Origin of the sequence: Blautia sp. OM06-15AC, assembly GCF_003481425.1 — a bacterium.
GTDB lineage: Bacteria > Bacillota > Clostridia > Lachnospirales > Lachnospiraceae > Fusicatenibacter > Fusicatenibacter saccharivorans.
On the sequence record NZ_QULD01000001.1, the window covers coordinates 1 to 15,204 of the forward strand.

Here is a 15,204-nt window from a genome sequence, read left to right on the forward strand (position 1 = left end):
TTTGCCCAGCGCAGGATCGGCGGCCCACGGAGGGAGCCGCCATGCTGATATACCCTGTTTTTCCAAAGCATAGCTTGTTAAAAAAAGCCTGTATCCAACAGGGGGCAGCTCCGGCCAATGGTATGAACTATACCATGTAAGGAAACTTCATATCAATTTAATTTTCGCCCGGTGGGGTCTACGACCTGCCGGGCGAATTTTGTCGTTTCCTGCGGTATTTCGGTGCGGGCCGGAGCTGCCGCAGCAACATAGACACAGGGGGCGACGCAATCGGCCCTGGCTTCTCACTCTCCCGCAGATCGGGGGTGAGAAGATGAAGTACACTCCTGATGGTTATGGAGAACGCTGCCGGTTTGACGCTTTCTGCAAAACCGTTCTCCGCAACGAGGCCAGAACCCACCTGCGGGATTTGGGCCGCCAGCGGAACCGGGAAATCGAGTTCAGCGCCTTATCGCAGCAAGAAATGGACAAGCTCTGCACAGTAGACGAATACCCAAGTGACAGCTTCCTATTCACAGCCTATGGCTATGCCTTACATATCCGGGACGAGCTGGTGGCCGACGCCTTTGCCAGCCTGCCGGAACAGGAGCAAGGCATTTTAATCCTGCATTGTGTGTTGGAGCTGGCAGACGGTGAGATCGGCGGTCTTGTGGGAATGTCCCGCAGCGCCGTCCAGCGGCACCGCACCAAGGCCCTGAACGAATTGCGGAAACGATTGGAGGACGAAAGGAGGAAACCGAAATGAAGCAGCCGACTTTCTGTGGGCGGGAGCTGTTGCCACTATCTGTGATCGAGGCGGCCCGTGCCGGTGATCCTCTGGCCGTGGAGCGCGTCTTGTGGTACTATGAGGGCTACATGGACAAGCTCTGTACCCGGACGCTCTACGATCTGGACGGTTCGCCCCGTGTGCGGGTGGACGAGTACATGAAGCGCCGATTACAAAGCAGACTGATCCGGGCCATCCTGAACAGCCCATAAGAAAGCGCCGGACGCGGCGGCCTACTGGCCCTGCGCCCGGCGTTTTCTTATGGGGATACTCTACGCATTTCAAAGCCTGTTTCGGCGGGGATTGGAGCAATCCTATTGCCGCCCCGTCAATCGCTTGTCAGAAGCCCGCTATGGCGGCCTATTCAGCGGCTTAACTGCGTAGCTTGCAGGTATCTTTTCCGCTGCCTTTCGGCCTCTTGCTTCCGGCGCATCCGAACCGCGCAATCCGGGCAATATTTCGCCCGGTTGGATTTCGGTGTAAATGCAGCCCCGCACACGGCGCACCGCTTCACGCTGTCCCGGCTCTGGATGATCTCGGCATACAGCGCCCCATCCAGCGGGAGAACAGCGGCACGAAACCACCGGCACAGCAATGAATAGGAAATGCTCTGGACGCACACACATTCCTCGCCGTCGTCCAGCAAGAGGCAGTTCCCGTCACAGTAGTTGCAGCACTCATGCGTCAGCTTCCGGGCCTTGCGGTATTGAGGGTAACTCATTCTCGGTATGCTCATAGCTCTTGTGCCTGTTCCTTTCCCGGCGTCACCCGCAAAATGCTGTCCACATTCTGCTTGATAATGCCGTATTCTTTCAGCTCTCGCTTGACTTCGCCGTACTGTTCGTACAGCCGCGCTTTCTGCTTGTCCAGCTCCCGGTACTCGGCTTTCAGGGCGGCCAGATCGGGCAGCCTTGTGATCCCGGCGTCCTTGATGGCCTTTGCCGCCGCCTCGTACAAAATAAGCTGGCTTTCATGTTCGCGCCGGAACGCAGCCTTGTCTTTGGCTTTGCGGTATTCCAGCACCACGGGCCGGAGCTGCTTGTAGGTGGTGAGGTTCTTTATCAGCACCGCCATGTTCCCAAGACGCCGTTCCACATCTTTGAGGGCCGCAGCCGCCTCGTCGTTGGCCGCGCTGATCTCCGCGACCTTGCTTTCCAGCTCGGCATATTGCTCAATGCCATGCTCGGTAAGGAAGTTCATTGTCTTTGCAGCCTGCTTCAAATTTTCGAGCTTCGCCCAACGTGCATAGCCCGCGCTCTGCTGGGCCTTGATGTTGTTCTCCAAGTCGATCCGCAGGGTGATACCCTTGCGCTGCCGGTTCGGGCCTCTGTCCACGGCCAGCCCCTTGATCCGGCGGGTGATGGCTTCCTCGGTGTAGTTCTCGCCCAGCGTCTTGCAGCGGGTGAAGCGTTCCTGTCCGGGGGCGCGGAACGAAATAAATTTGCCGGGTTTGATCTCATAACCCTGCGCCTGCATGAGCCGCAGAAAGTCGTCAAAGTCTTTGGCCTGTGGGATGGCAGCATCAATGGCAACTTTGAGCTTCGCTTTCCAGCTCGTCCCTTTCCGCTGGGCGTCCCATTCGGCGTAGCTTTTGCCCTTACTCTGGCCGGGCTTTACCACGGACAATCCGTGTTCCTTGCACAGCCGATCACTGGTGCGTCGGATGTAGGCATAGCTCTGTTTGTTGGAAACGTACTTGCGCTGATTGATCATATCCACGGCACAAAAAATGATGTGATTATGGACGTGGCCCTTATCAATATGGGTAGTCAGCACATAGGGATATTTCCCTTGCAGCACTTCGTCGGCAAGCTGCTTCCCGATCTCATGGGCCTGTTCCGCCGTGGCCTCGCGGGGGGCAAAGGACTGTATCAGGTGGTGGGCCAGATTGTTGCCCTTTTGGTATGCCTGTGTCAGCAGCATTTCAAATTCTATGTCTGCTGTTTCATAGGAGCAGGCAAAGGAGGACACCAGCAGCTTGTCGTCGGTCTTGTCCGAGTTCTCGATGTAGTCCAGGGCTTTTTTCAGCGTTGACTTGATAGGATGTATCTTTGTAACTGCCATATCTGCGCCAGCGCCCCCTTTATATCTTCGATGTCCTGTGCGTACACCGGCCCCATGCTGTTCAGTCGCTTTGCAATCTGATTGACGTTGACGCCGATTTTTTGTATCTCGGCGGTCTGCGCCCGGATGTCGGTAGTGTCCATGTTGACGATATAGCCGTCAATGAGCATCTTCCGGGCGTAGGCTGAAAAGTTTTTCGTGTGCAGCAGCGCCATTTTCTGTTCAATCAGTTTTCGTTCCTCCGGTGTCACTGGAACGCGCAGCACAATTTTTCTGGTTCTGTTTACCATGTTTCACCGTCCTTTCCATTCAAGGGGTTTGGGGACTTCCCCAACAAGCAAAACGGACGAGGCCCGGCAGGGGCGGGATGGGCCGTTTTTTCGGGAGTGTGGCTACACTCCCTATGCTTGCTACGTTACTGTTTCTCCGCTAACAAGACGTTCCCAAACGCCAAAACTACCCGCAAAATAGACCGCTGGACAGAAAAAAGTGCAAAAAAAGAGGGCGCTTGCGCGTCCCCATAAAAAGAAAACAGAGGATGTTTTTACTCACCCTCCGTTTCTTCGTTTGGCTGTTTGATTTTCAAGGCCCCGTCAATGGCACCCTCCACGATTGGTAGATACTGCTCCGGGCAAAGTTTCAGCTTGTGGCTGACACGTTTCCGATCTTCGCTTTCCTCCCGCATGACTTCTGGATTGAAGTAGTGCTCCACGGGCAGGCCGCAAATCTTGATAAGCTGTATCACGACGGGCAGGCTGGGGATCGTTCCCTCATTCTCGATATTGGCAAGATACCGGGATTCGATGTTTACCTTTTCCGCCAAGTCTTTTCGTGTGAGATGCTTTGCTTTCCGCGCTTCCTTTACGTCTGCGCCGAAAGTTTCAAAACCGGGGCAATCTTCGATTTTCGCCATATTGCATCACCCACTTACATTCTATATTTCATAGTCTGCACATGGAATGTTGCTATATGCGGATAGCTTAAACTTTATAATTCATATATCCAGTGATAATTTGTAACCCAATTTCGTATCAAGTCTCTTTTTTTCAAATAAGAAGATAGGTGAGTTGACAGGTGTCACTTACCGTGATATACTGTACTTGTTGTAGCAATACAGTATGATACAGATGGGTGGTGATGATGTGGAAATAGTCGTTAGCAACAAAGCAAGCAGTCCTCTATATGAACAGATTGCAACACAAATAAAAGCTGCGATTATGAGTGGAGAGTTGAAAGCGGGTGAAGCAATACCCTCGGTTCGTGCGCTTGCAAAATCATTGCATATTAGCATTTTGACTGTTCAAAAAGCATATGCGACTTTGCAAGAGGATGGTTTCATTGAAACGACTGCTGGAAAAGGTTGTTATGTTTCAGCTCAAAATCAAGATTTCTATTTGGAGGAACAGCAGAAAAAGATAGAAGAAAAATTTTCAGAAGCAGTCGGAATTGCCCGCACAAGTGGTATCAATCTTGATAAACTAATAAGTTTACTTACACTTTTATATCAGGAGGATGATTAAATGACAAATAGTGCTTTGGAGGTCAAAAACCTCACAAAAGACTACGGAGATTTTGTACTTGACAAATTGAACTTTACACTTCCCCGTGGTGTAATTATGGGGCTGATTGGTGAAAATGGTGCCGGAAAGTCTACAACAATTAATTGTATTTTAAATGAAATACAGAAGGACGATGGAGAAATCTTGATTTTTGGGAAAGACCATATCTCTAATGAAATAGAGATCAAGAGCAAGCTGGGCGTTGTGTTCGATGAAAACCATTTCCCCGACATTTTTACTCCCATGGAAATTGGGAAATATATGGCCGGGATTTACTCCGGTTGGGAATGGGCTACTTACCGCCAGTTCCTTGAGAAGTTCGAGTTGCCAAAAGACAAGAAAATCAAAGATTTTTCAAAAGGAATGAAAGTCAAACTTGCTTTTGCTGTCGCCCTCTCTCACAAGGCCGAGTTATTGATTTTGGACGAAGCAACGAGTGGACTTGACCCAATTATACGAGACGATGTTCTGGATATGCTGATTGATTTTGTGCAGGACGAAAATCATTCCGTACTGGTATCTTCTCATATCACAAGCGATTTGGAAAAAGTTGCCGACTACATTACCTTTATCCATAAAGGTAAATTAGTTTTTAGCCATGATAAAGATGATCTGGTTGATAATTACGGCATTGTAAGTTGTGGTTCGGTTATATTTGACACACTTGACAAAACAGATACCATAGCTTATCGCAAAGAAGATTATCAATACAAAGTGTTAGTACGAAATCGCAATAAGGCTGCAAAAAATTATCCCAAAGCGATTGTCAGTCCAGCAACGATAGAAGAAATTATGTTGTTCTATGTAAAGGGGGAATTGCAGTGAAAGGTTTATTGATAAAGGACTTTCTTACCATTAAGAAGAAGTATGGTGTCCCTCGGCTCATTATGGATGTAGCCATCATTATCGCACTGATGATTATTTTGGGAGGGACTGGGGCAATATATATTAGTTTTCTGCTCATTCCTATGGAAGTCGCCTCTATGGTTATGTCATTGACAACTTGCGACGAACAATGGAAATGGGGTAAATATGCTATTTCTTTACCTGTTTCCAAAACGCAGATTGTGAAAAGCCGTTATGCGTTTGCTCTTATTTTGTCGCTGGTTGGATTTGCTGTTGCATTGGGTGTAAACACTATTTCATTTATTTGCTTCCCAGCATACCGATTTGGATTTTATGTATTTCTTTCCATTGCTTCCCTCGGCGTTACATTGCTGTTTCTTTCCTTTATTCTTCCTTCAAATTATTCACTGGGAGTAAACGCTGGATTTGCGGCAATGATTATTATGGTAATACTATTGATTATCCTTGGTATTTGGTCAAAACTGACTAACAATGCAATCATGTGGTTTGTTGTGGAGCATTTTGAACTTAGCATGGTTATTACATTTGTGGGCGTTGCTATACTTTTTGTGCTATCCTACGCTTTATCTGTTTCTTTCTTTAAGCGTAAACATACTTAAAGCGCAAAGAAACTGGTGATGCTATGGAAAGCGTAAAATGGATATTATGTCCTATATGCAAAAATAAAACTCGGATCAAAGTTCGTAGAGACACAATACTTCATAATTTCCCACTTTTTTGCCCCAAATGTAAGCAAGAAACTCTAATCAATGTGAAACAACTGAATATGTCAGTTATCAAAGAGCCAGACGCAAAGACGCAGAGCCGATAACCCGTAGCCAGCAGGCGCACGGATTATCGGCTCTTTTTTTGATAGCTTTTGCGCTGATGTTCTTTGACACCACACAACAAGACCGTTGTTATCGGCCAGAGTGTTGCGGCGCAGAACGGCGGTTTTGAAATGAAAAATTTCAAGCCGCCGTTTTCTTTTTTCAAAAATGAGAATACGGAGGGTGTATTAAAGTCGCCCTTTTTTAAGGACACGGCGGTGCCTTGGAGGTATTGCCGTGTTCATTTTGCTTTTTCCCAGTCCTCGTAACCTTTATCAGCTAAAAAAAGCATTACCCCTCCGCAGGATAAATACGGCGGTAGGTATGAACTATACTGTGTAAATAACTATCTGAATACATCATTTCTTCGCCCGGTAGGTTTGCGACCTGCCGGGCGTTTTTTGTCGCTTTTTGCGGCCCGGCCATACCCGAAAAAATATTTTCAAGAATTATCAAAAAGGAGACGTTTAGCGGGTAGCAAAGGGCCTGTCTGGTGTCATGTTGGCGGAAAGGGACAGAACCACCACATCCCCCACAGAAAGGGGGTGAGAAGATGGAAGCTATCCCCCGCGACTATGGCGAACAGTGCCGGTTTGATGCTTTCTGCAAAACCGTACTGCGAAATGAGGCCCGAAACTACCACCGGGATATGAAACGCCAGCGCGACCATGAAACGTCGTTCAGCGTTCTCCCGCAGGCAGAATTGGACAAGCTCTACACCGTAGATCATTACCCCAGCGACGACTTTGTATTTTCGTCGCACGGCTATGATTTACATATCGACAACGAGCTTGTGGCCGCCGCATTTGCCGAGCTGACCCAGCAGGCGCAGAGCATTTTGATTTTGCACTGTGTTCTGGAACTGGCAGACGGCGAGATCGGCGCACTCATGGGAATGTCCAGAAGTGCCGTCCAGCGGCACAGGACTAAAACGCTGAAAGAGCTGCGAACAAAATTGATGGCGTTGATGCCGGAGGGAGGTTAGACGCGGATGAAAAATCCCAACTACAAAGGCATTGAGCTTTTACCCCTTTCGGTGATCAAGGCCGCCCGCGCCGGTGATGCCGAAGCCGTGGAACGAGTATTGCGGTACTACGAGGGTTACATCAACAAGTTGTGTACCCGGACGCTTTACGACGAATACGGCCAGCCTCATGTGTGCGTGGACGAGTACATGAAGCGCCGTCTGGAAATCAAGCTCATTTCTTCCATCGTCACGATACCGTGACGAACCGGCCCTCGGAGGCTGAAACAGCTTAACCCTTTCCCTGTTTCTTCCCTCTGTTGCGGGCCGCTGGCAGTACCTTGAAAAAGAAAGCCCGATGGGAGGCCACCGGCGCAGTATAGGGCAACGGACACATTCTGTATGTTCCGCGTCGGTGGATGCGCCATGACCTCATATCCTTTGAGTGAGCGAGAACCATCTACACCGAGAGTTGGCAGCTCACAAGCAGCGGCGCATACGCTAACGATACTCCCGCGTTGAACGCCCTCAAAGCATTGCGCGGCGCACCCACAAGCATGGGCCGAGGTGAAATTCCTGTGGAGCTGATGCCATCAGCCGTCCGTTCTGTCCACTTTTTTTAGATATGGAAAGGGGGAATTATCTTTGAAAAAGGACAATCTGCTTCGATATAGTATGCAGCTTGCTTTTCTCAAACAGCTTTTGGAAAAGAAGCTGATTTCTGATAGAGAATATTCCCTTATCAAAAGTCGTCTGATGAAAGACTACAAAATTGTTTCCGATCTATTGTCTTGAATTGCTGTCCTCTATGTGTTATAATAACACTATAATAGGAACACAAAAAGGAGGGCCGCCATGAAAGACGTGGAAATCATTAAGGCGCGTAATGTACTTTCGTCCAGAGCAAGGACAAATTTGGCAAAGCGCCTGCGTGTTGCTGCTTATTGTCGAGTGAGTACCGATAGTGAAGATCAGCTAAACAGTTACAAATCACAAGTTCAGCATTATACCGATTTGATTAAAAGCAAATCTGAATGGGACTTAGCCGGTATCTATGCCGATGAAGCAATTACAGGTACACAGGTAACGAAGCGGGAAGATTTTCAGCGGTTAATTAACGACTGCATGAATGGTGATGTTGATATGATAATCACTAAATCTATTTCCCGTTTTGCGAGAAATACACTGGACACGTTGAAGTATGTTCGTATGCTGAAAGAAAAAGGAATTGCCGTTTTCTTTGAGGAAGAAAACATAAATACTTTGACAATGGACGGTGAGCTGCTTCTCGTCATTTTAAGCTCTGTGGCGCAGCAGGAAGTTGAGAACATCTCTGCAAATGTCAAAAAGGGCTTGAAAATGAAAATGCAGCGCGGTGAATTGGTTGGGTTCCAAGGTTGCTTAGGGTATGACTACCATCCAGAGGATAAGAGCATTTCGATCAATGAGGAAGAAGCTGAAATAGTACGGTATATCTTCCGGCGCTATATCGAGGGGGCTGGTGGTTCCGTAATTGCACAGGAGCTTGAAAACTTAGGGTACAAGACCAAACGCGGCAGCACCCGATGGGCCGAAACAACAGTTATCGGCATAATCAAAAATGAAAAATACAAAGGCGACATTTTGATGGGGAAAACTTTTACGCTTGACCCTATCTCTAAGCGCCGTTTGGATAATTTCGGTGAAGAAGATCAGTTCTACATCCGGGATCACCATGAGGCCATAATATCAGAGGAAATGTTTGAAAAGGCACAGGAGATTTTGAAGCGCCGCGCAAAGCCGCGCCGTTTAGGTACGGATGGCAAACGTGAAAAATTCAGCCGGAAATATGCCTTTAGCTGTATGCTGGAATGTGGCTTCTGCGGTGGTACACTTACAAGGCGAAGCTGGCACAGCGGTTCACAGTATAACAAGGTTATCTGGCAATGTGTGACTGCCACCAAAAAGGGCAAGAAGTTTTGTCCTGACAGTAAAGGAATTGCCGAGGAAACCATTGAGCAGGCATTTATTGAATCCTACCGGCTTCTGTGCCAAAATAATAAAGACGTGTTAGATGAATTTATTGCCCGAACAGAAGAAACCCTTTCGGACAGTAATGCAAGCAAACAGTTGGCGAAAGTAGAGAAAGATATTGCTGCATTGGACGCAAAGCGGGCCAAGCTGGTTGATATGCGGCTGGAAGAAATCATTGACAAAGAAACATACGAGCAAAAGTATTTTGATTTAAGCAGTCAGATCGAACAGCTCCAAAAACAGCGCGAGAGCTTGCAAGAATCTGCTGAAACAGAAAGCACTATGAAAAAGCGGATTGCAGAGTTTCGTAGGACGCTGGAAGAAAACGAAGTGCTAGACACTTTTGACCGTTATGTTTTTGAAAGCATAGTTGAAAAAGTGATCGTCGGCGGGTATGATGAAGATGGTAACAAAGACCCGGCCATGCTGACATTCATCTATAAGACTGGATTCAAAAACAGTTTGGACGGCACCAATTTTAAGCCGCCGAGAAAGAATAGCAAGGCAGCAAAACAAAACGCCGGTTTGTGTTCCCATACAACCGACGAGGCAAAGTCAATGTGTTCCTATCATAGTGACGACACACGTGGAGACGGTTGTTCTTTTGTCCCAACTGAAACAAAAGCCGGATGTATCTCACAGGTAAAGAGAAAATGCGGAATTGAGGTTGGAAAGAATTTGCGCGTTGCAACGAGGAGAATGGACTGCTTGCAGGGCAATTCGACGACTGCCGCGACAGACTTGGAACTTGTTCCAAGTCCTAATTTACCTAAAAATGAAGATAGCAGGCAACCGCAGTGTCCAGAAGATAAAGAGAGTGCAATTGTGGAGGCATTGAAGCATTTTAAGATGAATAGTTAATAAAGAGAGGTGCAGATGCTATGCCAGGTATACTCGTGGTTGAAGATGATGAAAATTTAAATCGTGGAATTACATTTTCACTGAAAAAATCCGGATATGAGGTTTTTTCAGCAGAATCAGTGAAAAAAGCGAAAAGAATTGCAAGTGATCATAATGTGGATGTTACCATTTGTGATGTGAATCTTCCGGATGGGAATGGACTGGAATTTGTAAGGTGGATGAGATGCAATTATAATACATACATTATTTGTCTTACAGCACTAGATCAGGAGATGGATCAGGTCATGGGATATGAAGCAGGGGCAGATGATTATATTACAAAGCCGTTTAGTCTTTCGGTACTTCTTTTGAAAATAGAAGCACATTTCCGCCGCAGACAGGAGAAAACGGAAGCCGGAAAGATGATTTCGGGAGATATCGTATTTATCGCAGGAGAAATGAAAGTCCTGATAAAGAGTCGTGAAATCAGTCTGACAAAAACGGAGTTGAAAATGCTGACTTTTTTTCTTCAGAATCCGAAACAGATTCTTTCAAAAACACAAATATTGGAAAATGTGTTTGATCTGGAAGGGGATTTTGTGGATGAAAATACAATCGCTGTCAATATCAGAAGACTCCGTGAGAAAATCGAAGACAATCCGGCTGCACCGGTCTATATAAAGAATATCAGAGGTCTTGGGTATATATGGAATCAGGAGGTAAGGCAGTGACAAAGAGATATCGCAAGAAGATTACAGTAGTGCTCTCCTTGGTATTACCTGTCATATTATTGTTTGCAATATTAAATTGCTTTACCACGTATGTGTTTTATGAAGATTACAAATATAAAATGAATCTTATGACAGAGATTGCTGCAAAGGAAGAATTTTCCGGGCTGGATGCTGTTTCGGAATTGCTTAAGGATAAGGATATTGAAACCAACGAACAGGGAAGGCGATTATTGGAGCAATATGGATACTGGGGAAATAAAGGGAATGCATTTTATTCGCAATTCCAGCATCAGGTTATGGTGATCGGTGCTGTAAGCACTGTGATATGCGTGTTTTTTTTGACTTTTTTACTTTATTGGAAGAAAAAAGAAGATGCGTGTCATCAGAAAATATTAGACCAGTTGGAAGAAATTCTGATCAGATTCCGTGAAAATAAATTTGATGATTTACTGAAAACGGAAAATTACGCAGAACTGGAAAAATTGAATGACCAGCTTGAAGCAATCGGACATCATATTCAGTTGCTAAAGGAAGAAGCACGGACAGAAAAAGAGAGCACGAAAGAAATGGTTTCTGACATCTCACACCAGTTAAAGACACCGGTTGCAGCTTTGGATATATGTTTTAGTGTGCTGATGCAGAATGACTTAAGTGCCACAGAACAGGAGGAGTTTCGTATCCGTTGTCGGAGTGCTCTGGATGGACTGGAGACATTATTGCAGTCGCTTCTTGAAATATCCAAGATGGAAACTGGACTGATTCAGATGAATAAGAAAAAACTTCCACTTATAGATACTGTCATATCTGCTGTGAATCGTACATATCCAAAAGCGGATGAGAAAGAAATTGAATTCGTTTTTGACTATGAAAAAGAGCTGGAAACATGCACGATTATGCAGGATAAAAGGTGGCTTGGCGAAGCTGTGATCAACGTTCTGGATAATGCGGTCAAGTACAGTCCGGGTGGTTCAAAAATATTTATCCGGTTACAAAAAAGAAACGATCTTGTAAGAATGGAAATTGAGGATCAGGGAATTGGTATTCCGCAGAATGAGTATCACAAAATTTTTCAACGATTTTACAGAGGAAGTTCCAGGGAGGTCATGGAAAAGAGTGGTACAGGAATCGGACTTTTTCTATCGAGAGAAATTATCGAAAAGCACGCAGGTATGATTACGGTAACCTCCGGTAAAAAGAAAAAAGGAAGCACGTTTGTGATTCAATTACCATATGTTAGTTAAATTTTAAATGAGCAGAAATCTTACAATTCTGTAAGACTTCTGCTCGTTTTTGAAAGTGAAATGAAAGATTATCCTGATACAATTTGGATGTAGGTTGAAAAATGACCAAATACATAAACAGGCAAAGAAAGCGTGTTGAAAAGGTACGTTTTACAGAATTGAAAAGGAGGTAGCACATTGAGTGTGATATTAGAAACCAAGCAGCTTTGTAAGTTTTATGGCGCAGGTGAGAATCAGGTCAAAGCGGTCAATCAGGTGGACATTCAGATTGAGCAGGGAGAATTTGTCGCAATTGTTGGAAAGTCAGGTTCCGGTAAAAGTACATTACTTCATATGCTTGGAGGGCTGGACACCCCGACAAAAGGCAGTGTTACTTTAGCAGGGAAAGATTTATACAGGATGAAGGAAGATGCCCTTGCTGTTTTCCGCAGAAGAAAAATCGGATTTGTTTTTCAGGCATTTAATCTGGTTTCATCTGTTAATGTCTGGGAAAATATTGTACTGCCACTGGGGCTGGATGGAAGAAAAGTGGATGAAGCGTATGTAAATGATATTATTGCAACTCTGGGGATTGAAAAGAGGATTTACAATTTGCCAAATCAGTTATCCGGAGGACAGCAGCAGAGAGTAGCAATTGCAAGAGCACTGGTGAATCGTCCGGAAATTATATTTGCAGATGAGCCGACAGGAAATCTTGATTCCAAGACCAGTGATGAGGTGATCGCCCTGCTTAAGATGACAGCAAAAAAATATGGGCAGACAATTGTAATGATTACCCATGATGACGAAATTGCACAGGTCGCTGACCGTATTCTGGTGATTGAGGACGGACAGGTGGTGGATTTCAGATGAAGACAATAAGCAGGATTGCATATAGCAATGACAAAAAGAACAAGACAAGAAGTATACTGATTATGATGTCCATATGTCTGACTACGATGCTGCTTGTGATTATCAGTACTGTGGGAAATGGAATGATACGTTTGCAGAAAAGTCAGGCGGCAGGCTCATATGGAAGCAATTATGGTCTGTTTGTCGCAGCAGATGGTACGCAATTAAAAGAAGTGGAACGCAGAGCTGAGATATCTGATATCGGCATCATGTGTACGGAGGGCATCCTGAAAGGAAATGAAAATGGCGGCTTTGTCAGTGCGGATGAAACGGTCAGGAAAATGCTTCCCTATAATCAGGAATATGTGTTGAAGGAAGGTACCTATCCGGAAAAGGCGCAGGAAATTGCCGCAGGACGCGCTTTCTTTGATGCAGTGGGATACCATGATGTAAAGGTCGGAGACACCGTAACATTGGAGTACCGTTCCGGCATGCAGTCGGAATACGCACCGGTGGAATTTACTGTCAGCGGGATTTTATATGACCGGGATGAATATACCATCGAGGCTTCCTATGTTGTATTCGGTTCGCAGGATTTTTATAATGAGCGTGTTGCGGAGGGTGACAGGCAATATAATATCTATTTTACCTTGAGCGATTCTGCAAATGTATCTATGAATAATGTTGCGTCTGTTATAAAAGAAATCGCGGATTCCTGCGGCATTGACCAGAAAAACGTGATCATCAATGACCTCTACCTGCAGTGGGTATTGCAGCCGAGCTATGAAATGATTGTGGTTTGTGGAACCCTGATCCTCGGAATCGTGCTGTTTTCCGTTGTGGTCATTTATAATATCTTCCAGGTCGGGATCGCCCAGAAGGTTCAGGAGTACGGAAAAATCAAGGCGTTGGGTGCAACCAGAAAGCAGATGAAGCAGTTGATTTTTCGTGAGGGCATTCTTCTGGCGGTTCCTTCGATACCGCTGGGGCTGCTGTTTGGTTTCCTGATTGCAAAAGTCAGCTTCAACTGGCTGGTGGAGCAGGGAAATCTGGTATCGTCCGGAATCAAGAACCATCAGGTGCCTCTGTTTTCACTGACAATTATGCTCATCTGCATTTTTGTATCGTTTCTTACGGTCGTTTTGGCTCTGCGCAAACCCATGAAAATTGTTTCCCGGATTTCATCCATCGAAGCGACACGGTATCTTGACGGCTCCAAAACGCAAAAACAGGGCAGACGAAAAGGCAGAAAAGATGTCACCGTTTTCTCCATGGCAATGGCAAATGTGACAGGCAATCCGAAAAGAACCATTGCTACGATTCTTACCATGGGGCTTTCCTGTGTATTGTTTGTAATTATCTCTAATTATGTTGGAAATATTGACACGGAGCACGAGGCGCGGATTGCAATCAACCATGGACAATTTGAGTTGCAGCTGGATTATTCCCAGAATTATGATGAAGCCTATTCGGAGAATAATCTGGACACAATCCTACAGAACAACCCACTGAATGATTCAATGATTGAAGAAATCAAAAGCATTCCAGGAGTGACAGATGTCATGACGAGAGAGATTGTCTCTGTAAATCTGAACGGAACAAGATTTCCGGCTGATATTGTGAGTAAAAATGATTTTGATTTTATGCGCCAAGACGGAGATATTGGCTCTATGGACTATGATCAGGCGGTAAAGAATGGTGAAATTTTCTTTGGCTGGTCGGCGTGGATGGAACAAGATGGATATGCTCCGGGTGAATCTATTGTATTTGACTTTGAGAATGGAAGTGAAACCTATACCTATCAGGGAAAGATTGCAGGATCCTTTGTAAGTGCGGACACTTATCTTGTCATTCCGGAAGGTGTATACCGTTCCATGAATCCGAGGGGAACAGCCTATGGCTATCTGTGGGTGGACTGTGATAAAAAAGATGTTGCATCTGTGGAACAGAGTCTGAATACTTTGATTTCTAATACTTCGCATATAAAAATGGATACCTATCATGCACAGTTACAATCTGCAGAATACGCAAGCCGTATGATGAAGCTTGGCTGCTATCTGTTCATGGCAATTGTCGGTCTCATTGGGTTTATGAATCTGGCAAACACCATGATCATCAATATCATCACGAAGAAGCAGGAATACGGTGTGCTGCAAGCGGTAGGCATGACCAATAAGCAGTTGAATCTGAGCTTACAAATACAGGGCTTGATTTTTACGGTTGGCACCATCTGCGTCGCACTTGCTGCCGGTCTGCCCCTTGGCTATGCACTGTTTTCCTATGCGAAGCATAATGGGATTTTTGGAATGAACGTTTATCACGTTCCTCTTATCCCGATTCTTGTTATGATTCTTCTGGTTGGTATTCTACAAATTGTGCTTTCCTGTATTTTAAGCAGTAATCTGAAAAAGGAAACGCTGGTAGAAAGAATAAGGTATCAGGGATAGCAAGTAATATGTAATGAACTAGGTCTTAACGAAGAGGAGAAATAGATAACTTCCATTTTGTATGTATGATAA

General features: G+C 45.5%; 18 protein-coding genes. 14 read left to right on the forward strand and 4 right to left on the reverse strand.

The features are described from left to right. The first annotated feature begins 313 nt into the window (after positions 1 to 313). Both DXB83_RS00005 and DXB83_RS00010 read left to right on the forward strand, forming a co-directional pair. Positions 314 to 745, forward strand: coding sequence for an RNA polymerase sigma factor (locus DXB83_RS00005; protein ID WP_118359653.1), 432 nt, complete (start codon positions 314 to 316; stop codon positions 743 to 745). Then, positions 742 to 978: a helix-turn-helix domain-containing protein gene (locus DXB83_RS00010; protein ID WP_118697148.1), complete on the forward strand. Its 237-nt coding sequence runs from the start codon at positions 742 to 744 to the stop codon at positions 976 to 978. The genes DXB83_RS00005 and DXB83_RS00010 overlap by 4 nt, the downstream gene beginning before the upstream one ends. Before the next feature lie 152 nt (positions 979 to 1,130). Here the strand turns inward: DXB83_RS00010 and DXB83_RS00015 are convergent, their stop codons facing one another. The 4 genes from DXB83_RS00015 to DXB83_RS00030 form a co-directional block, all read right to left on the reverse strand. Beyond that, on the reverse strand, positions 1,131 to 1,502 hold the full coding sequence (locus DXB83_RS00015; RefSeq protein ID WP_118697149.1) for a cysteine-rich VLP domain-containing protein: 372 nt from the start codon (positions 1,500 to 1,502) through the stop codon (positions 1,131 to 1,133). Beyond that, positions 1,499 to 2,830 (reverse strand): relaxase/mobilization nuclease domain-containing protein, encoded by a 1,332-nt coding sequence (locus DXB83_RS00020; protein WP_118697150.1) that lies wholly within the window; start codon positions 2,828 to 2,830, stop codon positions 1,499 to 1,501. Before DXB83_RS00020 ends, DXB83_RS00015 begins: the two co-directional genes overlap by 4 nt. Next, complete coding sequence (locus DXB83_RS00025; RefSeq protein ID WP_118697151.1) at positions 2,791 to 3,120, reverse strand: plasmid mobilization protein; 330 nt, start codon at positions 3,118 to 3,120, stop codon at positions 2,791 to 2,793. Before DXB83_RS00025 ends, DXB83_RS00020 begins: the two co-directional genes overlap by 40 nt. A 254-nt stretch (positions 3,121 to 3,374) precedes the next feature. Then, a complete protein-coding gene (locus DXB83_RS00030) occupies positions 3,375 to 3,743 on the reverse strand; it encodes a helix-turn-helix transcriptional regulator (RefSeq protein ID WP_118697152.1) in 369 nt (122 codons plus the stop codon). A 229-nt stretch (positions 3,744 to 3,972) separates the two neighbouring features. Between DXB83_RS00030 and DXB83_RS00035 the strand changes: the two genes are divergently transcribed. The 12 genes from DXB83_RS00035 to DXB83_RS00090 all read left to right on the forward strand — a co-directional run bounded on the left by DXB83_RS00035 (position 3,973) and on the right by DXB83_RS00090 (position 15,132). Beyond that, positions 3,973 to 4,350, forward strand: coding sequence for a GntR family transcriptional regulator (locus tag DXB83_RS00035; RefSeq protein ID WP_118572171.1), 378 nt, complete (start codon positions 3,973 to 3,975; stop codon positions 4,348 to 4,350). Next, the gene (locus tag DXB83_RS00040) at positions 4,351 to 5,214 is read left to right on the forward strand and encodes an ABC transporter ATP-binding protein (protein WP_118697153.1); all 864 of its coding nucleotides are present in this window, start codon (positions 4,351 to 4,353) and stop codon (positions 5,212 to 5,214) included. After that, on the forward strand, positions 5,211 to 5,855 hold the full coding sequence (locus DXB83_RS00045) for an ABC-2 transporter permease (protein ID WP_118697154.1): 645 nt from the start codon (positions 5,211 to 5,213) through the stop codon (positions 5,853 to 5,855). The genes DXB83_RS00040 and DXB83_RS00045 overlap by 4 nt, the downstream gene beginning before the upstream one ends. A gap of 23 nt (positions 5,856 to 5,878) precedes the next feature. After that, positions 5,879 to 6,067 carry a cysteine-rich KTR domain-containing protein gene (locus tag DXB83_RS00050; protein ID WP_118572168.1) on the forward strand — a complete coding sequence of 63 codons (189 nt, stop codon included), beginning with the start codon at positions 5,879 to 5,881 and terminating at the stop codon, positions 6,065 to 6,067. A 551-nt stretch (positions 6,068 to 6,618) separates the two neighbouring features. Continuing rightward, positions 6,619 to 7,050 carry a sigma-70 family RNA polymerase sigma factor gene (locus tag DXB83_RS00055; protein WP_118697155.1) on the forward strand — a complete coding sequence of 144 codons (432 nt, stop codon included), beginning with the start codon at positions 6,619 to 6,621 and terminating at the stop codon, positions 7,048 to 7,050. Between the two features lie 6 nt (positions 7,051 to 7,056). After that, on the forward strand, positions 7,057 to 7,293 hold the full coding sequence (locus DXB83_RS00060) for a helix-turn-helix domain-containing protein (protein WP_118697156.1): 237 nt from the start codon (positions 7,057 to 7,059) through the stop codon (positions 7,291 to 7,293). A 381-nt stretch (positions 7,294 to 7,674) separates the two neighbouring features. Continuing rightward, positions 7,675 to 7,824, forward strand: coding sequence for an SHOCT domain-containing protein (locus DXB83_RS16725; RefSeq protein WP_083829145.1), 150 nt, complete (start codon positions 7,675 to 7,677; stop codon positions 7,822 to 7,824). A gap of 60 nt (positions 7,825 to 7,884) precedes the next feature. After that, complete coding sequence (locus DXB83_RS00070) at positions 7,885 to 9,903, forward strand: recombinase family protein (protein ID WP_243108821.1); 2,019 nt, start codon at positions 7,885 to 7,887, stop codon at positions 9,901 to 9,903. Between the two features lie 20 nt (positions 9,904 to 9,923). After that, positions 9,924 to 10,613, forward strand: a complete 690-nt coding sequence (locus DXB83_RS00075; RefSeq protein ID WP_055181289.1) for a response regulator transcription factor — start codon at positions 9,924 to 9,926, stop codon at positions 10,611 to 10,613. After that, complete coding sequence (locus tag DXB83_RS00080) at positions 10,589 to 11,854, forward strand: sensor histidine kinase (protein WP_118697157.1); 1,266 nt, start codon at positions 10,589 to 10,591, stop codon at positions 11,852 to 11,854. Before DXB83_RS00075 ends, DXB83_RS00080 begins: the two co-directional genes overlap by 25 nt. A 177-nt stretch (positions 11,855 to 12,031) precedes the next feature. After that, positions 12,032 to 12,706, forward strand: coding sequence for an ABC transporter ATP-binding protein (locus tag DXB83_RS00085; protein WP_015520995.1), 675 nt, complete (start codon positions 12,032 to 12,034; stop codon positions 12,704 to 12,706). Next, positions 12,703 to 15,132, forward strand: a complete 2,430-nt coding sequence (locus DXB83_RS00090) for an ABC transporter permease (RefSeq protein ID WP_118697158.1) — start codon at positions 12,703 to 12,705, stop codon at positions 15,130 to 15,132. The genes DXB83_RS00085 and DXB83_RS00090 overlap by 4 nt, the downstream gene beginning before the upstream one ends. Positions 15,133 to 15,204 lie beyond the last annotated feature (72 nt).